The organism is Amycolatopsis sp. NPDC001319 (genome assembly GCF_042896185.1).
GTDB lineage: Bacteria > Actinomycetota > Actinomycetes > Mycobacteriales > Pseudonocardiaceae > Amycolatopsis.
This window is the reverse complement of the sequence record NZ_JBIAWY010000023.1, coordinates 1-18,394: the sequence shown is the minus strand read 5'-3', so window position 1 is coordinate 18,394 and position 18,394 is coordinate 1. Positions and strand designations below refer to the sequence as shown.

20 protein-coding genes are annotated in these 18,394 nt (G+C 69.5%); 16 read left to right on the top strand and 4 right to left on the bottom strand.

All coding sequences use genetic code 11. The annotated features are described in order from the left end of the window. Window positions 1–2: 2 nt before the first annotated feature. The 4 genes from ACFY1H_RS47230 to ACFY1H_RS47215 all read right to left on the bottom strand — a co-directional run bounded on the left by ACFY1H_RS47230 (window position 3) and on the right by ACFY1H_RS47215 (window position 3,353). The gene (locus ACFY1H_RS47230) at window positions 3–1,472 is read right to left on the bottom strand and encodes an aldehyde dehydrogenase family protein (RefSeq protein WP_386956492.1); all 1,470 of its coding nucleotides are present in this window, start codon (window positions 1,470–1,472) and stop codon (window positions 3–5) included. Between the two features lie 30 nt (window positions 1,473–1,502). Continuing rightward, window positions 1,503–2,069 carry a hypothetical protein gene (locus ACFY1H_RS47225; protein WP_386956491.1) on the bottom strand — a complete coding sequence of 189 codons (567 nt, stop codon included), beginning with the start codon at window positions 2,067–2,069 and terminating at the stop codon, window positions 1,503–1,505. After that, window positions 2,069–2,395, bottom strand: coding sequence for a dihydrodipicolinate synthase family protein (locus tag ACFY1H_RS47220; protein ID WP_386956490.1), 327 nt, complete (start codon window positions 2,393–2,395; stop codon window positions 2,069–2,071). Before ACFY1H_RS47220 ends, ACFY1H_RS47225 begins: the two co-directional genes overlap by 1 nt. A 283-nt stretch (window positions 2,396–2,678) precedes the next feature. Beyond that, a complete protein-coding gene (locus ACFY1H_RS47215; RefSeq protein ID WP_386956489.1) occupies window positions 2,679–3,353 on the bottom strand; it encodes a GntR family transcriptional regulator in 675 nt (224 codons plus the stop codon). A gap of 488 nt (window positions 3,354–3,841) precedes the next feature. Here ACFY1H_RS47215 and ACFY1H_RS47210 point away from each other — a divergent pair, with 488 nt between their 5' ends. From ACFY1H_RS47210 to ACFY1H_RS47135, 16 genes are all read left to right on the top strand, one after another. Continuing rightward, entirely contained in the window at window positions 3,842–5,119 is a 1,278-nt protein-coding gene (locus ACFY1H_RS47210; RefSeq protein ID WP_386956488.1) for an aconitase/3-isopropylmalate dehydratase large subunit family protein, read from the top strand. After that, entirely contained in the window at window positions 5,116–5,628 is a 513-nt protein-coding gene (locus ACFY1H_RS47205) for a hypothetical protein (RefSeq protein ID WP_386956487.1), read from the top strand. Before ACFY1H_RS47210 ends, ACFY1H_RS47205 begins: the two co-directional genes overlap by 4 nt. 50 nt (window positions 5,629–5,678) lie before the next feature. Beyond that, window positions 5,679–6,557, top strand: coding sequence for an ABC transporter ATP-binding protein (locus ACFY1H_RS47200; protein ID WP_386956486.1), 879 nt, complete (start codon window positions 5,679–5,681; stop codon window positions 6,555–6,557). Beyond that, window positions 6,554–7,465, top strand: a complete 912-nt coding sequence (locus ACFY1H_RS47195) for an ABC transporter permease (RefSeq protein WP_386956485.1) — start codon at window positions 6,554–6,556, stop codon at window positions 7,463–7,465. The genes ACFY1H_RS47200 and ACFY1H_RS47195 overlap by 4 nt, the downstream gene beginning before the upstream one ends. A gap of 46 nt (window positions 7,466–7,511) precedes the next feature. Continuing rightward, window positions 7,512–8,714: an ABC transporter substrate-binding protein gene (locus tag ACFY1H_RS47190; RefSeq protein WP_386956484.1), complete on the top strand. Its 1,203-nt coding sequence runs from the start codon at window positions 7,512–7,514 to the stop codon at window positions 8,712–8,714. Continuing rightward, window positions 8,711–9,679: an NAD(P)-dependent oxidoreductase gene (locus ACFY1H_RS47185; RefSeq protein ID WP_386956483.1), complete on the top strand. Its 969-nt coding sequence runs from the start codon at window positions 8,711–8,713 to the stop codon at window positions 9,677–9,679. The genes ACFY1H_RS47190 and ACFY1H_RS47185 overlap by 4 nt, the downstream gene beginning before the upstream one ends. 38 nt (window positions 9,680–9,717) lie before the next feature. Beyond that, entirely contained in the window at window positions 9,718–11,445 is a 1,728-nt protein-coding gene (locus tag ACFY1H_RS47180; RefSeq protein ID WP_386956482.1) for a thiamine pyrophosphate-binding protein, read from the top strand. Window positions 11,446–11,506: 61 nt separating this feature from the next. After that, window positions 11,507–12,376 carry an SDR family NAD(P)-dependent oxidoreductase gene (locus ACFY1H_RS47175; RefSeq protein WP_386956481.1) on the top strand — a complete coding sequence of 290 codons (870 nt, stop codon included), beginning with the start codon at window positions 11,507–11,509 and terminating at the stop codon, window positions 12,374–12,376. 2 nt (window positions 12,377–12,378) lie between these two features. Beyond that, window positions 12,379–12,978, top strand: a complete 600-nt coding sequence (locus tag ACFY1H_RS47170) for a carboxymuconolactone decarboxylase family protein (protein ID WP_386956480.1) — start codon at window positions 12,379–12,381, stop codon at window positions 12,976–12,978. After that, window positions 12,975–13,715, top strand: a complete 741-nt coding sequence (locus ACFY1H_RS47165; protein ID WP_386956479.1) for a GntR family transcriptional regulator — start codon at window positions 12,975–12,977, stop codon at window positions 13,713–13,715. The genes ACFY1H_RS47170 and ACFY1H_RS47165 overlap by 4 nt, the downstream gene beginning before the upstream one ends. A 23-nt stretch (window positions 13,716–13,738) precedes the next feature. Continuing rightward, window positions 13,739–14,131 carry a cupin domain-containing protein gene (locus tag ACFY1H_RS47160; RefSeq protein ID WP_386956478.1) on the top strand — a complete coding sequence of 131 codons (393 nt, stop codon included), beginning with the start codon at window positions 13,739–13,741 and terminating at the stop codon, window positions 14,129–14,131. Continuing rightward, the gene (locus ACFY1H_RS47155) at window positions 14,128–14,994 is read left to right on the top strand and encodes an alpha/beta fold hydrolase (RefSeq protein ID WP_386956477.1); all 867 of its coding nucleotides are present in this window, start codon (window positions 14,128–14,130) and stop codon (window positions 14,992–14,994) included. The genes ACFY1H_RS47160 and ACFY1H_RS47155 overlap by 4 nt, the downstream gene beginning before the upstream one ends. Then, the gene (locus ACFY1H_RS47150) at window positions 14,991–15,938 is read left to right on the top strand and encodes a D-2-hydroxyacid dehydrogenase family protein (protein WP_386956476.1); all 948 of its coding nucleotides are present in this window, start codon (window positions 14,991–14,993) and stop codon (window positions 15,936–15,938) included. Before ACFY1H_RS47155 ends, ACFY1H_RS47150 begins: the two co-directional genes overlap by 4 nt. Then, window positions 15,935–16,720 carry an SDR family NAD(P)-dependent oxidoreductase gene (locus tag ACFY1H_RS47145; protein ID WP_386956475.1) on the top strand — a complete coding sequence of 262 codons (786 nt, stop codon included), beginning with the start codon at window positions 15,935–15,937 and terminating at the stop codon, window positions 16,718–16,720. Before ACFY1H_RS47150 ends, ACFY1H_RS47145 begins: the two co-directional genes overlap by 4 nt. A 158-nt stretch (window positions 16,721–16,878) precedes the next feature. Continuing rightward, on the top strand, window positions 16,879–17,652 hold the full coding sequence (locus tag ACFY1H_RS47140; RefSeq protein WP_386956474.1) for an SDR family oxidoreductase: 774 nt from the start codon (window positions 16,879–16,881) through the stop codon (window positions 17,650–17,652). Window positions 17,653–17,689: 37 nt separating this feature from the next. Continuing rightward, window positions 17,690–18,127, top strand: a complete 438-nt coding sequence (locus tag ACFY1H_RS47135) for a hypothetical protein (RefSeq protein ID WP_386956473.1) — start codon at window positions 17,690–17,692, stop codon at window positions 18,125–18,127. Window positions 18,128–18,394 lie beyond the last annotated feature (267 nt).

Here is an 18,394-nt window from a genome sequence, read left to right as displayed (position 1 = left end):
CGTCAGTGGTCCATGCCCAGGTAGACGGATTTGGTCCAGGTGTAGAAGTCCGACGCCGTGCTGCCCTGTTCGCGGTAGGTGTTGGTGGAGGACTCCTTGACCCCGCCGAACGGCACGTTCGGATCGACCCCGGTCGTCGGCCGGTTCACCTTGACGATGCCGGCCTGGATGCGGTCGATGAACCGGTGGGCCTGACGCATGTCGTTGGTGACGACACCCGCCGAAAGGCCGAAGGCGATGTCGTTGGCCACGTCGATCGCGGCGTCGACGTCGTCGGCCTTCATGACGGCGAGGACCGGCCCGAAAACCTCCTCCTGCGCGACGCGGTGCTGCGGCTCGACGCCCGTGAGCACCGACGCGCTGAGGAACTGACCCTCCACCTGCGGCGTGCCGCTGGCCAGCGTCGCACCCTCGGCGGTCGCGGTGTCGATCCAGCCCAGGTCGGTGCGCAACTGCGCCGGGCTCACCACGGGGCCCATCGCCGTGCCCGGCTCCAGCCCGTCGCCGGGCTGGAAGTTCTTGGCCTGCCGCAACAGCTCTTCGACGAGTGCGTCGTGGATGCCCGGGGTGCAGATGATCCGGCTGGCGGCCGTGCAGGCCTGGCCGGTGACCCCGAAGCCGCTCTGCGCGGCCAAGCGGGCAGCGTGAACCGGGTCGGCGTCGTCCAGCACCACGAGCGGGTTCTTTCCGCCCATCTCCAGCAGGATGCGCGCGTGCCGGGCGGTGACGATCGCCTCGATCTCCCGGCCGACCTCGTTGGAGCCGGTGAACGAGACCGCGGCCAGCCCGGGGTGGGCCGCGATCGCGTTGCCGACCGCACCGCCGGGGCCGTAGACGACGTTGAACACCCCCGGCGGCAGGCCCGCCTCGGTCAGCGCTTCGGCAACGTTCCAAGTGGACAGTGGGGTCATCGAGGCGGGCTTGAGCACCACCGTGTTCCCGGAGATCAGCGCGGGCGCCGTCTTCCACACGGGGATCGCGATGGGAAAGTTCCACGGCGTGATGACACCGACGACCCCGACCGGTTCGCGCCGGGTGTAGGTGAGGGTGGCCCGGGTGCCGTTCGGCACGATCTCGTCGCGCCCACGCCGGCCTTCGCCGCCGTAGTACTGCAGAATCTCGATGGCCCGGCCGACCTCGCCGTCGGCCTCCGCGTACGTCTTGCCCTCCTCGCGCACCAGGTCCGTGGTGGCCTTCCGTCGCCGCGAGGCCAGGATTTCGGCGGCGCGCAACAGAATCGCGCCCCGAGCGGGGGGTGACATGGCCGCCCACCCCGGTTGTGCCGCCGTGGCGACCTCGACCGCCCGGTCGACGTCGGCGCTGTCGCCGTTCGGAGTGACGGCCACGACCTGCCGGGGGTCGGCCGGGTTGGTGCGCTCGGTCTGGGGGAGGCCGACCAGTTCGGCGCCGATGCGGTGCCGCAGCACCGCCGGGTCGATCGCGGTGGGCACGTCTGGGTACTGCGTTGTCATGGGAATTCCTCGGGGCCGGGTGACGGGGATTCAGTTCGGAATCGTCGCGAGGTGTTCGGCGAGGATCGGGGCGAGCGCGGGGGGCATGGCGGGCGCGGGAGCGCGGACGGCAGGGTCGTCGAGGTAGCCCCGGTGCGTCCAGATGTGCTTGCGGATGGACAGGCCGATCCGGGGCTGTGCCTCGAAGTTGACGAGCGGCAGCCAGGCCGCGTAGCTCTCGCGGGCCGCGGCGAAGCCGTCGTCGGTCCACGCCCGCAGGGCGGTGGCGATGGCCTCGGGGTAGGAGAACCCGGTCATGGCGCCGGCCGCGTTGGCCAGCAGCTCGTCGAGCAGACCGAGCCCGCCCAGACCGCCGAACACCGGTACGTCGACCCCGGCGGTGAGTTCGGCGATGACCGCGCCGGTCGGGGGACTCTCCGACTTGACCGCTGCCACGCAGTCCAGGCTGTCGACCACCTCCACCAGCGCGGACGGGGCGATCGTGATCCCCGAGACGACCGGGTAGTCCTGGACCACGATCGGGATCCCGCAGGCCGCGTGGACCGCTTCGAGATGAGCTCGCAGGGCCTCCGGCTCGGCCGAGTTGACCTGGACCATCACGCACAGGCGTCCCCACCGGCCGCTCCGACGAGATCGACGGCCGACTCCCGGCAGGCCTCGGTGTCGGTGCCGGTGATGCCGACGACCATCGGCAGGCCGGCCGCGGCCTCGCGCACCGTCCGCAGCACCGTGCGTCGTTCCTCCGGGGTCAGCTGGGCCGACTCGCCGAACACCCCGAGCGCGAGCACACCACGCAGGATTCCCTTGGCGGACAAGCCTTCGGTGAGCCGGCGTAGTGAACCCAGGTCGAGATCGCACCGCGGGCCGGTGAACGGGGTCGGCAGGACAGACCACATTCCCGACGCCAGAACAGGGGAACTCATCCGCATCTCCAAGGGTCGGGGCATCGCAGTCGGAGTGCGCTGGTGTGCCCGGGAGCAAAATACGGTATTCGGTACATCGAATGTCAGCACACGTGCCGGGGGAGGTCAAGGAGCAAGAGGTCCAGAACACGTCGCGCATCGCCGGGTGCTCTGGGGTGAGGAGTGCGGAATCCTGTTGTCAGGCCCCGAATTCGTGCGGCAACGCGGAATGGCCCTGCTCCGGCGAGATCGGCTGATCGTCGGGAGCAGGGCTCGGAGTGGGTGGTGCCGGGTGCTGGACGGGCTAGTCCGGGTCCTCGACCGAGTCGAGGACGAAGGCGGTGACCTCCGTGATGTGATCGATCATCTGCTTGCCGGCCAGCTCGGCGTAGCCCTCGTGGATCGACTTGGCCAGTGCGACGTGCCGGTCACCGCAGCGCACCGAATCGTCGGGCGCGAAAACGTCGCGGGAGCGCAACGTGAAGGCCAGCACCACCGCGTTGTCGACCGCGTTGTTGAGCAGTGAATTGCCGCAGGATTGGCCGATCATGCGGTGGAAGGCGAGATCCCACTCGTTGAAAGCGGCGGCGTCGCCTGCCCGCGCGTGGTGCAGGGATTTCTCGGCCGCGTCGGTGATCGTCGCTCGCTGCTCGACGGTCGCGCGGTCGGCCGCGAGCTGGGCCGCGGTTCCCTCAAGCCCGGTGCGCAGCTCGTAGGCGTTGCGGATCATCTCCTTGTTCGGCAGCACCACGCGCATCCGATGGGCGGTGGGTTCCACCAGCCCGATGAAGCACAGCCGCTGGAGTGCCGAGCGCACCGGTGTCTTGGACACGTTGAGCATGTCGCCCAGCATCGCTTCGCTGATCTGGGTGCCCGGCGCGAGTGTCCGTTCGACAATCGCCGAGCGGATGCGTTCGAAGACGATCTCGCTCAGGTTCTGCGGCCGGTCGACGGCCGGTCCCAGCGTGACGGGTCTCATCGTATAAGTCCTCCCTGGCCGGATATCGGTGATATCCGAGGCCGCCCCGGTTCACGTCGACGATGCGCGGTGTTCCGCATTCTAGTGATCATCCACTCGCGTGGCTGCGGGCGGTCCTGCCCCACGCGCTGCGGGTGTGCGGCGTTGCTTCCGTAAGCCACGAGTTCTCCCTGCGACGGCGAGGTTGTTTCCGCCGTGTGACGAAGTTCTTGACGGACCCTGGGTCCGATCGTAGGGTACCAGACGTCGAATACGGAATCCCGTACAACGTTCATCCGCATCAAAGCGACAAAGCTCGTGGAACACCGCACGGTGACATGTGACACGCCACATGACACTCGTGCGGCTCGAGGTGGCCGGGCGCAGCTCTTCGGACAGACCGCGCGGCCCGATCCGGGCCTGGATCGTCCGGCTGGCCAGGCAACGGCAGGGATCCGAGATCCGAAAGCGGCCGAGGAGGCCCCTATGAACGGAGCGCCCACGTGGGCATGACGATGGCTCAGAAGGTGCTCGCCCGGCACGCCGGCCTCGATCACGTCGAGCCCGGTCAGCTGGTGGTGACCGATGTCGACGTGGTCGTCACGTCGGACAGCGTCTTCCACCAGACCGCCGACCGGCTCCCCAGCGACCTGAAAAAGGTGGACCACCCGGAACGGGTGGCCGTGTTGCTCGACCACGCGGTGCCGGCACCGACGGTGAAGACCGCCCTCGCCCACAAGCGGGGCCGGGAGCACGCCGAGCGGTTCGGGTTCCGCTGGCTCGCCGACGTCGGCCGGCACGGGATCGAGCACCAGATCATCCTCGAGCGGAACATCGCCCTGCCGGGGCAGCTGCTGGCCTGCAACGACTCGCACACCAGCTCGGCCGGCGTGATGAACACCGCCGCCCGCGGGCTGGGCATGGCCGACGTCGTCGAGCTGATGTGCACGGGCCGGACGTACTACCGGGTCTCGCCGGCGGTGAAGTTCGTCCTGACCGGGCAGTTGCGTCCCGGCACCTTCGCCAAGGACATCTTCCTGCACCTCGCGCAGACCTACGGCAGCCAGGAAGGACACGACGTCGAGATCGACGGTCCCGGCTTGGCCACGTTGTCCTTCGACGCGCGGGCGACCCTGTCGACGATGTGCACCGAGCTCAACGCGAACTTCGTCATGTTCCCGGCGGATCAGTTGATCCTCGACCGCGTGGCCGGGGTCGACCGCGAGTTCGAGCCGGTGACCGCGGACCCCGACGCCTCCTACGCCGCGGTGAACGAGATCGACCTGGGGCAGGTCGGCACTTCGGTGGCGCTGCCGGGTGCGATGAACAAGAACGTCGAGCCGATCGCGGCGGTGGTCGAGCGCGATGTGCGCATCGACCAGGCCTTTATTGGGTCGTGCGCCAATGGCAAGCTCTCCGACCTGCAGGTGGCCGCCGACATCGTGCGCGGCAAGCGCGTCGCCGATCACGTCCGGCTGATCGTGACCCCGGCCTCGCAGTCGATCTACCTGGAAGCGTTGCGGCGCGGCTACATCGAGTCCCTGGTGCAGGCGGGGGCCGTCGTCACTCCGGCCACCTGCGGGGCGTGCAGCGGCGGCCACATGGGCGTGCTGGCACCGGGCGAGGTGTGCATCACCTCCAGCACCCGCAACTACAAGGGCCGCATGGGCAGCGCCGAAGCCGCCATCTACATGGGATCGTCGGCCACCGTGGCCGCCTCGGCGCTGGCCGGCCGCATCGCCGACCCGGAGCCGTACCTGCGTTTCGCCGAGGAGGAAGCAGTATGAGCGCGCCGGCGCAGCTGGGCCGCATCAGCGGCCGGGCCTGGGTCTTCCCACAGGACTACATCACCACCGACGCGCTGATGCCGCGGGCCGGTTACGACCTGCCGCCGAGGGACCAGGACCTGATGGTGCTCTCGTCCATCCGCCCCGGGTGGGCCGCCCAGGTCGAGCCCGGCGACATCCTCGTCGCCGGACGCAACTTCGGCACGGGTTCGAGCCGCCCCGCGGTGACGTTGCTGGCCCGGATGGGCATCGCCGCGCTGGTGTGCGAATCGGTCGCCGAGATCTTCCAGCGCAACTGCGTCAGCTACGCGATGCCGGTACTCGAGTGCGCCGGGTGCGTCGCGATGACCACCGACGGCGACAGCGTGTCCATGGACATGCGAACCGGGGACTACACGAACGACACCGCGGGAACCAGCGCCACCGGCGTCGTGCTGCCCGAGCTGCTGCGGAACACCATCGCGGCCGGCGGCACGTACGCGATGTTGCGGTCAGGGGGATACCTGTGAGCGCCGAGCACGGGCTGGCGGCATCCGGCACCGAAGGACGGGAGAACGACATGACCACACGGACGGTGTCGCGTGGCGGCGCAGCCGAACGGACCCGACCCTCGCGAGCCGCCGCGCAGCCGGACCCGGACGCGCGCTCGGCCGACCCGTACGTCGAGGTTCGAGACCTGACACTGCAGTACTGGTCCAAGGACTCGACCTACGTCGAAGCGCTGCGCGACGTGAACATGAGCATCGCGCCCGGCGAGTTCATCGCCGTGCTCGGCCCGTCCGGCTGCGGCAAGAGCAGCCTGCTGCGCGTGTTGTGCGGACTGGCCACGCAGACGTCGGGCGCGCTCACCATCGGCGGCAAGCCGGTGAGCCACAAGGGAAGTTACAAGGTCGGGCTCGTGCCCCAGGCCGCGACCCTGATGCCGTGGCTCAAGGTCATCGACAACGTGCTGATGCCGGCCAAGGTGCTGCGCCTGCCGAAAACCGAGGCCCGCCGCCGGGCCGAGGAGCTGCTCGAGATGACCGGGCTGGCGGCGTTCGCCAAGAAGTACCCGCGCCAGCTGTCCGGCGGCATGCAGCAACGCGTGTCGATCGCCCGGGCCTTGCTGCACGATCCCGAGCTCCTGCTCATGGACGAGCCGTTCGCCGCGCTCGACGCCCTGACCCGGGAACGGATGTCGGCCGAGCTGCAGTCGATCTGGATGGCCACCGGCAAGACCGTTTTCTTCGTCACGCACAGCATCAGCGAGGCGGTGTTCCTGGCCGATCGCATCCTGGTGATGTCGGCGCGCCCCGGGCACATCGTGCGCGAGTTCGTCGTGGACACTCCGCGCCCACGCGGCCTCGACGACTTCCCGGAAGACAACGAGCAGCTCATCGCCACGATCCGCGAAGTTCTCGAAGGCGGCAAGGGCGGCCAGGAGGAGGACAACCGATGACCGCCACGACCAGCGCCGAGGCGAACCGCATCGTCCCCCCGTCGACCAAACAACCCCGAGACCCGCGTTCCCTGCCGCGGCGCCGCCGGCTGCGCAAGGCCGGATCCGCCGGTGTTTCGCTGGTGTACCTGGTGGCCGCACTCGTGCTCGGCATCGGCATTTGGCAGGCGGCCGTCGCGATCTACCACCCGGCCTCCTACATCATCCCGGCGCCGCTGGACGTGTGGCACGCGTTCACGACGCTGGTGTGGAGCGACGCGGGCGACCCGACCGGCATGTGGTCCAACCTCGGGAGCACGATGCAGGCCACGCTGATCGGGTTCGTGATCGGCAGCGCGGCCGGGGTCCTGTTCGGAGTGCTCGCCGGTGAGTTCGCGATCGTCCGCCGGCTGATCTACCCGTACCTGGTCGCGATCCAGAGCCTGCCCAAGGTGGCTCTGGGGCCGGTTCTCGCGACCTGGTTCGGGTTCGGCCTCGAGGCCAAGACCAGCCTGGTGGTCCTCTTCGTGTTCTTCCCGGTCCTGGTCAACACCCTGCAGGGGGTGGTGACGGCCGACCCCGACCGCATCGACCTCATGCGGTCGCTGTCCGGGGGCCGGCTCCAGCAGCTCTACCGGATCCGCCTGTACAGCGCGATGCCGTCCATCTTCACCGGTCTGGAGCTGGGCATCGTGTACGCGTTCCTCGGCGCCGTGCTGGCCGAGATGACCGGTGCCCAAAAGGGTGTCGGAGTGATGATCTCGCAGTTCCAGCAGAACTCCGACACCCAGGCCACCTTCGCCCTGCTGATCATCCTGGCCGTCGTCGGCTACCTGCTCAACATGATCCTGCGGTTCGTCCACACCCGCGTCGTGTTCTGGGAAGCCGGCAACGGCAACGACTTCCGCTCCACATCCGCCAACAGCTGAGCCCCGCTCACCGTCCACACAGGAGAGAGCTGCCATGTTCCAGGCAATGGCGCCACGAGGAACTTCCCGCCGGGCCCGAAGGGCGCTGCGGTTCACCGCGGCAACGATCGCCAGTCTGACCGCCGCTGCCACCCTCGCGGCGTGCGGCACCTCGTCCGGCTCGGACGCGTCCGGGTCGGCGGGATCGGGCGACGGCAACCTGAAGCCGCTGGTCATCGGCCTGCCCGCCGCCTCGATCAGCCCGTCGAGCACCAACTACGCCATCGGCGAAACCATGGGGTGCTACAAGCGCTACGGGTACCACATGTCGATCAGCGTCGTCACCAACCCGGCTCAGCAATTGGCCGCGTTCAACCGCGGCGCCATCAGCATCGGCACCGGCGGCAGCGATCAGTACCTGAGCATTCTCGACACGATGAAGAAGTCGAGTGGCTCCGACATTTCCCTGAAGGCCTTCTACGAGGTCGACTACCCGTTCAAGTACGGGCTCGCGGTTCCGAAGGACAGCCCGATCACCTCGCTCAGCCAGCTGGAAGGCAAGACCGTCGGCGTCGATGCCCTGTCCAACAGCAGCAAGATCACGCTCCAGGCGCTGCTGAGCGAGAACGGCCTCAACCCGAACGGGGTAACCGTCATCGCCACCGGCCAAGGCGCCGCCTCGGGTCAGGCGCTGCAGAGCGGCCGGGTTCAGGCCCTGTTCAGCTCCGACACCGTCTACGGCACGATCCTGCAGGCCGGCGTTCCGCTGAGGTTCGTGACGGTGAACGGCAAACAGCCTTACCTGAACGTGTCGGGTGTCGTCGCCTACGCGACCAAAACCGCCGATCCGAAGGCGGTGGCCGCCTTCGCCCGGTGCTCGACCGAGGGATCGATCTTCGCGGCGGAGAACCCGGCGGCGGCCGCCTACATCATGCTGCACCAGTACCCGGCCCTCGGTAAGACCGGCGCACCGCTTTCCGAGCAGATCACGAACCTGGCGCTGCCGATCATGCTGCGCACGAAGCTGTTCGCCAACCCCGACACCTCGGCCAAGACGCCGTACGGGCTGATGAACGAGGACGAGTTCCAAGAGAACCAGAAGATCCTCAAGAGCCCGGCGATGGACACCAGCTCGATCTTCGACAACTCGCAGGTGCCGGTGCTCACCGCGGCCGAAGTCGCCGCGGTGAAGAAGCAGGCGGACACCTATGCCATCCCGGGCATCTCGGGCAAGGTCGCGCTGCCGACCATCCCGGCCGACGCGCCGTGACGGCCCCGGCCCGGCCGGCCAAAGTCGCCATCCTGTCCCGGATCATCCGGGGTAACCCCGAGGCCGTGGACAGGGTGGCCGCCGCCGGTCTCGAGGTCGTCTGCGACCTGGCGGGCTACGACGCCCTGGGTGCGGATTCGGCCGCCTGGCAGGAAATCCTCGACCGGATCGACGGTCTGGTCGTCGGGCTCCAGCCGGTCACCGCGAGGCACCTGGCGACCGCCCGGTCGCTGCGCTACATCATCAAGATCGGCACCGGGCTCGACAACATCGACCTCGAGGCCGCGCGACAGCACGGCATCACGGTCGATTCGCTGGCCGGGCTGAACGCCCCGGCGGTCGCCGAGTACGCGTTCGGGCTGTTGCTGGCCGCCGCCCGCCGGATCCCCGAGGCCGACCGCTCGATGCGGTCGGGGGAGTGGACCCGGTTCACCGGCCGCCACCTCGGCGGGCGCACGCTCGGGCTCATCGGGTACGGCGAGATCGCCCGCCTCATGGTGCCCAAGGCCCGCGGCTTCGGCATGGACGTCGTCGTGGCCCGCCGGTCGGCCGAGCCGATCACGGACGAGGGCGTCCGATCGGTGTCGGTCGCCGAGCTGCTGGCCTTGTCCGATTTCGTCAGCGTGCACGTGCCGCTCACCGAGCAGACCCGCGGTCTGCTCGGTGCGGCGGAACTCGCCGCGATGCGGCCGGGGGCGGTGCTGGTCAACACCGCGCGCGGCGCCGTCGTCGACGAAGCGGCCCTGTACGACGCACTGGTCAGCGGGCACCTCGCCGCCGCCGGACTGGACGTGTGGTCCAGCGAACCGCCGACCGATCGCAAGCTGCTCGAACTCCCCACCGTCGTCGCCTCCCCGCACAACGGCGGCTACAGCGACCTGACCACCCGACTCACCGCGCTCACGGCCGTCGACCGTCTCATCGAAGGCGTTCGCCGCGAGGCCGTGGGCACCAACCAGAAGTGATCCGATCCGCCGTCACCAGCGCACTCCCAGGAGAGTCCATGCCAGCGAAACCCTTGCTCGACAACGACGTCCCGGTCACCGAGGCGATCGTGCGCGCCTTGGAGGATGCCGGTGTCGACACCGTGTTCGGGATGGCGGGCGGCAACACCGCGCGCATCTACGCGGCTCTGGCCGAGCACACCGACACCATCCGGACCGTGCTGGTGCGCAACGAGGCCCACGCGACGATCGCGGCCGAGGCCTACGCCAGGACCTCCGGCCGGCTCGCGGTGGCGATGGCGCAGGGAAGCTGGCTGCTCGGTCAGGGCATCGTCGGCACTCTCGAGGCCTTGTTCGGGGCCACGCCGATGCTGCTGCTGGGCGACCTGAGCGACGGCGCGCCCTACTCACTGCACGCTCCCTACCAGTCCGCGACCGGTGAGTACGGCAGCTGGGACGCCCGGGTCGCCTTCAGCGGCGTCACCAAGCGGGTCTTCGAGCCGCACGACCCGGTGTCAGCCGTGCAGAGCGTGCAGCTGGCGATCAAGCACGCGACGTCGGGGCAGCCCGGCCCGGTCGCCGTGCTGTTCCACTCCGCCGCCTTGGCCGGCTCGGTCGGCCCGGCGTCGACACCGAGGCTGTACTCCAGCGCTGCCTACCTGACTCGGCCGGCGCCCAGCGCCCCGGACGTCTCCGGCCTGGTCGAGGCGCTGAGGAGTGCGCAGGCCCCGGTGCTGCTGGCCGGTGGCGGGGTGCGCAACGGCCGGGCCCAGCGCGAGCTGCTGGCAGTCGCCGACGCGACCGGCGCGGCGGTGGTCACCACCGCCTCGGGCAAGGGCGTGTTCCCCGAGGACCACGCGAACGCGCTCGGGGTGTTCGGCAACTTCGGCGTCCCCGCGGCGAACGACACGCTGGCCGCGGCCGACGTCGTGGTCGTGCTGGGCAGCAAGCTCGGCCCGAGCGACACCGCCAACGAGTCGGCGGACCTCGTCGACCCGGCCCGCCAGCGGCTGATCCAGATCGACGTGGAGCCACTGAACGCGGCCTGGACGATGCCGACCACCGAGGTGATCATCGGCGACGTGCGCACGGTGCTCTCGGCCGTGGCCGAGGAGCTGGCCGGCGCTCCGGTCGACGCCGCCACCATCGCCACCCGGCTGGCTCCCCTCGCCGCGCTTCGCGACCGGGACTCCGCCGCGTCGCAGGCGGAGTCCGCGAGCACGCCGATCCACCCGCAGCGGGCCATCGCCGAGCTGCGGGCCAGCCTGCCCGACAACGCGGTGGTGTGCTGCGACGCCGGGGAGAACCGGTTGCTGATGTGCCGCTATTTCCCCACTCTCGCCGGCGGCGAGTTCATCCAGCCGGCCGGGGCGGGCGGGATGGGGTACGCGATCGCCGCCGCGCTGGGCATCAAGCGTGACTCGGCCGAACGGACCGTGGTGGCGGTGTGCGGCGACGGCGGCTTCAGCATGTCCCTGCCCGCGATGCTGTCCGCCGTCGAGGAAGGGCTCGACATCGTCATCGTCGTGCTCAACAACGGCATCCTCGGCTGGGTCAAGCACAGCCAGCGATCTCGCGGCGAGGCGCAGTTCAAGTCCACTTTGCACCAGTTCGACTACGCCGCTTTCGGCACCGCGGCGGGGATGGCGTCCTTCCACGTCGAAGACCCGGCCGCGCTGGGCCCGGCACTGAGCGAGGCGGTCAAGGCCGACGGGCCCGCGCTGGTCGTGGTCGACGTGTCCACGGAACAGAGCTTTCTCGACCTGCGCACGCCGTTGATGGGCTGAACCGCCTGCCGCGCAACGACATCCCGAACAGTCAACTCACGACACCAAGGAGCACCCGTCCATGCGTCTCGAGGATAAAGTCGCCCTTCTCATCGGCGGCGGTCAGACCGCAGGCCGTACCCCGGGCAACGGCAAAGCCGTCGCGCTCCAGTTCGCCCGGGAGGGCGCGAAGGTCTTCTGCGTGGACATCGACCCGGAAGCCGCGGCGCAGACCGTCAAAGAGATCGAGGCCGAGGGCGGCACCGCGATCGCGTTCACCGCGGACGTGACCGAGGAGGACTCGGTGATCGACGCGGTGCGGTCCTGCTACCGCGAATGGGGAAAGATCGACATCCTGCACAACAACGTCGGGATCAGCATCACCGGCAACGACGCCCCCATCACCTCGATCAGCGTCGAGTCCTTCGACCGGATCATCGCGGTGAACCTGCGCGGCATGGTGCTGACCATCAAGCACACCCTGCCGGTCATGCGCCGCCAGGGATCGGGCTCGATCATCAACATCTCCTCGGTCGGCGCGTTCAACAACTACCCCTACGTGGGCTACAAGACCTCCAAGGCCGCCGTGGTCGAGCTGACCAGGCACGTCGCGATCCGCAACGCGACCTACGGCGTGCGGGCCAACGTGATCCTCCCCGGACTGGTCGAGACGCCGATGGCGATCGAGAACCGGGTCAAGAAGTTCGGTCTCTCCTACGAAGAGGTCGTGGCCATGCGCGACAAGGACGTGCCGCTGCGGCACAAGATGGGCACCGCGTGGGACATCGCCTGGGCCGCGGTCTTCCTGGCCTCCGACGAATCGAACTTCGTCACCGGGGTGCAGCTCCCGGTGGACGGCGGTCAGAGCGTGCAGGTCGGCCGCCAGCCCAACCCGGCCGAGGCCGCGGAGGAGAAGGCCTCGGCCGACGCCGCAGCCGCGGTGTTCAACTGACCATGAGCGAGCCCACGAACCACGGGGTCCGGCTGCCGCAGCTGTACCCGGACGACCTGACGGACGAGCAGCGCCTGATGTGGGCGGAGCTGAGCGCCGGCGGCCGGGGCGCCAAGGCCGTGCGTCCCGAGGGATTCCTCACCGGACCGTTCGACGTCCTGCTTCGCTCGCCCGACGTGGGACGGGCGGTGGCCCGGCTCGGGGACCTGCTGCGGTTCGGCAGCGACCTGTCGCAGGCCCACCGCGAGCTGGTGATCTGCACGGTCGCCGGCCGCTGGCAGGCCCGGTACGCCTGGTTGCGGCACGACGAGTACGCCCGCGCCGCCGGTATCCCGCAACGAGCGATCGAGGCCGTCGCCGCGGGCGACGAACCCGAGCTCGACGGAGTGGACAAGCTGGTGTGGCGCTACGCCGACGGGCTCGTGCGCGAAGGCCGGGTGGCTGACGAGCTCTACTCCGAGGCGCTGGCGGCGCTGGGGGAGCGGGCGCTGGTCGAGCTCACCGCGTTGGCCGGCTACTACTGCCTCTGCTCGTTCGTGCTCAACGCGTTCGACGTGCCGTTGCCCGAAGGGGCGTCCGTGCCCTGGGACCGGCACGCGTGAACTCCGTCGACGGCGGACTGTCGCTGACCGAGCAGACCTACGAGAGCCTGCGGCAGGCGATCCTGTCCGGAGAGCTCGAACCAGGACGGCTCTACTCGGCGCGCCAGCTGGCCGACATGCTCCAGGTGTCGCGCACGCCGGTCCGCGAGGCGCTGCTGGCCTTGGCCGCGCAGAGCATGGTGCGGTTCGAGCGCAACCGCGGCGTGCGGGTGCTGCACTCCCGGCGACGTGACATCGAAGAGGTCTTCGAGCTGCGGATCGCGCTCGAAGTGCCGGCTTGCGCGGACGCGGCCGTCCGGATGACGGCCGGTGACCGGGAGCGGGTGCGCGACCTGCACGCCTCGGTCCGGGCCGCCGCCGAGGACGAGGACTCGAGCCGGCTGATGCAGTTCGACCGCGCGTTCCACGAGGCCGTGCTGGAGATCGCCGGAAACGGCCGGCTCACGCAGTTCGTCGGCACCTTGCGCGATGTGGTCTACACCCGCGGGCTGTGCACAGCCGGCGCGTCCCGCCCGGCGCCGGCCATCGTCGAGGAGCACGCCCAGATCCTGCAAGCGATCGAGACCGGGGACCCGGCGGTGGCCGCGGCCGCGATGGCCGCCCACCTGCGCAGCACCGCGAACCTGCTGCTGCAGCAGGAGTTCGGGTGTTCCCCCGGCGAAGTACACGAGTGGCTGACCGGCTCCCACCTCGCCGGCCGCAGCCTTTCCGCCACGTCCGCCGCCGGTGTCGCGTGACCGGCCCGAACCACAGGAGTGTCATGACCCAGACCGACAACCCCTACCTGCGTCGCACCGATCAGGCGGCCTTCGACGCATTGGCCGACGACCAGCGGTACTCCCAGAAGCTGCTCAACCGAGCCTCGGGTGCCGACGCGGTCGCGGTGTCCCTGATCCGGACGCCGTCGGGCCAGGGATCCCCCGAGGGGCTGCACACCCACGACTTCGAGCAGGTCTTCTACGTCCTCTCGGGCGAGATGAACGTCGAGGTCGACGGCTTGGTGTTCCAGGCACCGGCCGGGAGCCTGGTGCGCTTCCCGAAGGGAGTGCCGCACCGCAACTGGAATGACGACGACGGTTCGGACACCCTGCACCTGGCGATCAACACGCCCGCCCCGGCGGCGGGTGTGCCGGCCGCGAAGCCCGTCCGGTGAGCATCTGGGCGGATCTGTCCCGCGAACCGTACTGCCTGGAATTCGTCGATGCCGCAGGGATTTCGACCCGGTCGCTGCAGGCCGGCGACGGTGAGGCGATGTTGCTGCTGCACGGCACCAGCAGCCACCTCGAGGTGTGGTCGCGCAACCTGCATCCGTTGGCTCGCGCGGGATTCCGGGTGCACGCGATCGACATGGTCGGGCACGGCTTCAGCGGCAAGCCGGATCGGGGCCTGGAGATTCCCGACTACGTGGCGCACACCGTCGCCTACCTCGACGCCGCCGGCATCGATCGGGTTCACCTGGTGGGCGAAGCGCTGGGCGGCTGGGTCGCGGCGTGGCTGGCTTCCGAGCACCACGACCGCGTGGCCAGCCTGCAGATGGTGACCTCCGGCGGCACCCGCGCGGTGCCGGCCGTGATGCAGCGCGTCCGGGAAACCACCAGCGGAGCGGTCACCAGCCCGGATCGCGACCGGACGCGCAGCCGGATCACCGGTCTGCTGCACGATCCGGAGTCGGTCGACGAGGACCTGGTCGACGTGCGCTACGGCATTTACCACGATCCGGCGTTCGTCGCGAACCTGCCCAATCTTTTGCGGCTGCAAGACATGGAGGTGCGGCAGCGCAATCTGCTGCGGCCCGACCGGATGGGCCGCATCACGGCGCCGACCCGCGTCTATTGGGGGCGCCACAACCCGATGGGCGACGTGACCGAAGGCGAGGGTATCCACGCCGCGATCCCCGGTTCCCAGCTGCGCATCTTCGAAGACTGCGGGCACTTTCCGCAGATCGAGGTGACGGACGAGTTCAACCGCGAGATCGTCGCCTTCGCCACGTCGCACCTGACGAAGGCGGCGGCATGAAGATCGCGGTCCTCGACGACTACCAGGACGCGGCCGCGGCGCACGGGGCGTGGGACTCGCTCGGCGCCGAGGTCGACTTCGTCCACGAGCACCTGACCGGTGACGACCTGGTGGACCGGGTCGCCGACCGGGATGTGCTGGTGTGCATGCGAGAACGCACACCGATCGGCCGCGCACTGCTGGACCGGCTGCCGGCGCTGCGGCTCGTGGTGACCACGGGCATGCGCAACGCCTCGATCGACGGTGCGGCGCTGGCCGAGCGGGGCATCCCGCTGTGCGGGACCAGGGCCTGGATCCGCAGCACCACCGAGCTGACCTGGGCGCTGATCCTCGGCCTCGTGCGGCCGGTGCTGCGCGACGACCGGCACGTGCGCTCGGGCGGCTGGCAGGACAGCGTGGGAGGTGATCTGGCCGGCCGGACGCTGGGCGTGGTCGGGCTGGGACGACAGGGCTCGGCCGTGGCCGCCATCGCGCTGGCCTTCGGGATGGACGTGCAGGCGTGGAGCGCCAACCTCACGGCAGAACGGGCGGCCGAGGCCGGGGTGACCGCGGTGTCCAAACAGGAGCTGTTCGAGACGTCGGACATCGTCTCGCTGCACCTGGTGCTGTCCGAGCGCAGCCGCGGGGTGGTGGGGGAGCCCGAGTTGCGGGCCATGCGCCGGGACGCCTATCTGGTCAACAGCGCCCGAGCCGCACTGGTCGACCAGGACGCGCTGCGGCGGGCCCTGACGGAGGGCTGGATCCGCGGCGCCGCGCTGGACGTGTTCGACACCGAGCCGCTGCCGGCCGGCCACTGGCTGCGCAGCGCCCCCCGCACGCTGCTCTCCCCGCACATGGGCTACGTCAGCGAGCAGGGCTATCGCACTTTCTACGGTGACGCGGTCGAGGACATCCGGGCCTGGGCCGACGGCACACCGATCCGCGTGATCAAGGAGGCATCGTGACGGGCAAACCACGACTCGACGGCAAGGTGGCCATCGTCAGCGGCGGCGGATCGCGCGAGGGCGGCGTCGGCACGGGGCAGGCCGCCGCGATCGCGTTCGCCCGCGAGGGCGCGCGGGTCGCCGTGGTCGACCTGGACCTCGGCGCGGCCGAGCACACGGCCAAGCTCATCGAGAAGGAGGGCGGCACGGCGCTCGCGATCGATGCCGACGCCACCTCCGCCACGGACTGCGCCGGGCTCGTCGCCCGGGTGCTGAAGACCTGGGGCCGGGTGGACGTGCTGGACAACAACGTCGGCGGCCGCGGCCGGGGAACGATCCTCAGCGCCGCGGAGGAGGACTGGGACCACGCGCTGCGCATGAACATCATGACCACCGTGACCATGAGCAAAGCGGTGGTTCCGGCGATGGCCGAGGCCGGCGGCGGCTCGATCGTCAACATCTCCTCGATCGCCGCCTTCCGTCCGCGCGGCATCACGCCCTACACCACGGCCAAGGGCGCGGTGATCGCGCTGTCCCAGGCGATGGCGGTCGACCACGGCCCGCAGCACATCCGGGTCAACTGCATCTCACCCGGCCCGATCTACACCCCGATGGTCACCGCGGACGGCATGGCCGACGACCTTCGCGAGCGGCGGCGCCTGGCGTCGTTACTGGAGATCGAGGGCAGTGCTTGGGACGTGGCCGCCGCCGCGGTGTTCCTGGCGTCGGACGAATCCCGCTACATCACCGGGGTGATGCTGCCGGTGGACGGCGGGGTCTCGGTCCGAAGCCCGGCCCGCTGACCCCGGTCGGCGGGTTTGCCCGCGGGTGTCGGCTGCCCGACGGATGCGCGGCCTTGGGAAGGCAGCGTTCTGCTCAGTCGTCTTTTGTAGCTGTCCAGCACCGTCCCATCAGGCAACGTCAAGCGACACCGGCATCCGGTGGACCCGGCAGGAGCGAAATGGAACTCGGTATCGACGGCCGTGTCGCCTTGGTGTGCGCCTCGACTGCGGGCCTCGGCCTGGCGAGCGCCAGGGCGCTGGCGGCGGAGGGTGCGCACGTCGTCGTCAGCGGTCGGCGCGCTGAGGTCGCCAACGCCATCGCCGCCGAACTTCCCCACGCGTCATGGGTCGAGGTGGACATGCTCGAGAGCGGCGCGGCCGACCACCTGGTCGCGGCCGCGACGGCGGCGGCCGGCCCGATCGACATCCTCGTGCTGAACGGTCCCGGACCCGCTCCGGGCACGGCGGCGGCACTCGACCCCTCAGCCGCCGCGTCCGCAGTCGACTCGCTGCTGCTCGGCCACGTGCGACTGGTGGGCCTGACCCTCCCCGGCATGCGGACGCGCGGCTGGGGGCGTGTCGTGGCCATCGGTTCCAGCGGCGTCGTCGCTCCTCTGCCGAACCTCGCCGCGTCCAACACCGGCCGGGCCGCTCTGGCCGCCTACCTGAAGACACTGGCGGGCGAAGTCGCGGCCGACGGCGTCACCGTGAACATGGTCGTCCCGGGCCGGATCGCGACCGACCGGGTCGCGGACCTCGACCGGCGCGCCGCGGACCGCACCGGCCGAACACCGGAAGAAGTCCGCACGGCCTCCGAATCAAGCATCCCCACACGGCGATACGGCCGTCCTGAAGAATTCGGCGCCACGGTGGCGTTCCTCGCCGGGACGCCAGCGTCGTACATCACCGGCACCGTCGTTCGGTGCGACGGAGGATTGGTCGGCAGTATCTGAGAGGCGAGGCGAGGGCGGACCGCATTACGCTTGAAGAGTGAATCGAACTCACGTGGTGGAATTCTTCAAGAGTGGAAGACTTGGTAGCTACACGGCAGGGACGCTGATAGCTGCAGTGTGGGAAGAGGCGGGAGATCCCGACGCGACTACGGGATCTCTCCCGGCCATGCATGCCTACGGGGATCTTCAACTGGGATTTTCGAAACACGGAGTTCTCTGGTATCTCGCCCTGGAGCCGTCCGGATCGGACCTGGTTCTTCCTGGTCCGCGCGGAGCGAGGGAGACGGTGCAGAATTTTACTCGGACGGAATTTGTGGATGGGGCTGAAGTTGGTGGTGAAGTGACGGTGAGGTCTGAGTCGTTCGTTTCCGGTGAGTATTGGTGGAGTATTTCAGGGTCGAGTGTATTTGTTGAGTTCGACGAAGAGGGCCTGATGGCTGTAGCTCAGTACGCGGAAAGGAGGTTGGCGAACTAAGGGCTGTCCCGCAAAAGGCTGGCTGGCGCCCGCGCCAGGTGCTGAGCGGGATACTCGCGGGACTCCGACGCGGGGCTGTGACAGTCTGCGGACATGCCACAGGTGCGTGTTCATGCCGGTCGTCACTACGCCATCCAGTTCCACTACGCCTTGCCGGACGATGCCTGGTGTGTGGAGCTGAGCGAGGCCGTCCCAGCGCCAGAGGCGTGGTCTGAGATCCCCAACGCCGCGACGCACCTGCCTGGCGCTGCCTTCCTTGTGGCAGTG

What these genes read in the sequence shown, in the direction of transcription:
- ACFY1H_RS47230 (WP_386956492.1), bottom strand. Translation starts at nt 1,472, where the DNA reads ATGACAACGCAGTACCCAGACGTGCCCACCGCGATCGACCCGGCGGTG.
- ACFY1H_RS47225 (WP_386956491.1), bottom strand. Translation starts at nt 2,069, where the DNA reads ATGGTCCAGGTCAACTCGGCCGAGCCGGAGGCCCTGCGAGCTCATCTC.
- ACFY1H_RS47220 (WP_386956490.1), bottom strand. Translation starts at nt 2,395, where the DNA reads ATGAGTTCCCCTGTTCTGGCGTCGGGAATGTGGTCTGTCCTGCCGACC.
- ACFY1H_RS47215 (WP_386956489.1), bottom strand. Translation starts at nt 3,353, where the DNA reads ATGAGACCCGTCACGCTGGGACCGGCCGTCGACCGGCCGCAGAACCTG.
- ACFY1H_RS47210 (WP_386956488.1), top strand. Translation starts at nt 3,842, where the DNA reads ATGACGATGGCTCAGAAGGTGCTCGCCCGGCACGCCGGCCTCGATCAC.
- ACFY1H_RS47205 (WP_386956487.1), top strand. Translation starts at nt 5,116, where the DNA reads ATGAGCGCGCCGGCGCAGCTGGGCCGCATCAGCGGCCGGGCCTGGGTC.
- ACFY1H_RS47200 (WP_386956486.1), top strand. Translation starts at nt 5,679, where the DNA reads ATGACCACACGGACGGTGTCGCGTGGCGGCGCAGCCGAACGGACCCGA.
- ACFY1H_RS47195 (WP_386956485.1), top strand. Translation starts at nt 6,554, where the DNA reads ATGACCGCCACGACCAGCGCCGAGGCGAACCGCATCGTCCCCCCGTCG.
- ACFY1H_RS47190 (WP_386956484.1), top strand. Translation starts at nt 7,512, where the DNA reads ATGGCGCCACGAGGAACTTCCCGCCGGGCCCGAAGGGCGCTGCGGTTC.
- ACFY1H_RS47180 (WP_386956482.1), top strand. Translation starts at nt 9,718, where the DNA reads ATGCCAGCGAAACCCTTGCTCGACAACGACGTCCCGGTCACCGAGGCG.
- ACFY1H_RS47175 (WP_386956481.1), top strand. Translation starts at nt 11,507, where the DNA reads ATGCGTCTCGAGGATAAAGTCGCCCTTCTCATCGGCGGCGGTCAGACC.
- ACFY1H_RS47170 (WP_386956480.1), top strand. Translation starts at nt 12,379, where the DNA reads ATGAGCGAGCCCACGAACCACGGGGTCCGGCTGCCGCAGCTGTACCCG.
- ACFY1H_RS47160 (WP_386956478.1), top strand. Translation starts at nt 13,739, where the DNA reads ATGACCCAGACCGACAACCCCTACCTGCGTCGCACCGATCAGGCGGCC.
- ACFY1H_RS47150 (WP_386956476.1), top strand. Translation starts at nt 14,991, where the DNA reads ATGAAGATCGCGGTCCTCGACGACTACCAGGACGCGGCCGCGGCGCAC.
- ACFY1H_RS47140 (WP_386956474.1), top strand. Translation starts at nt 16,879, where the DNA reads ATGGAACTCGGTATCGACGGCCGTGTCGCCTTGGTGTGCGCCTCGACT.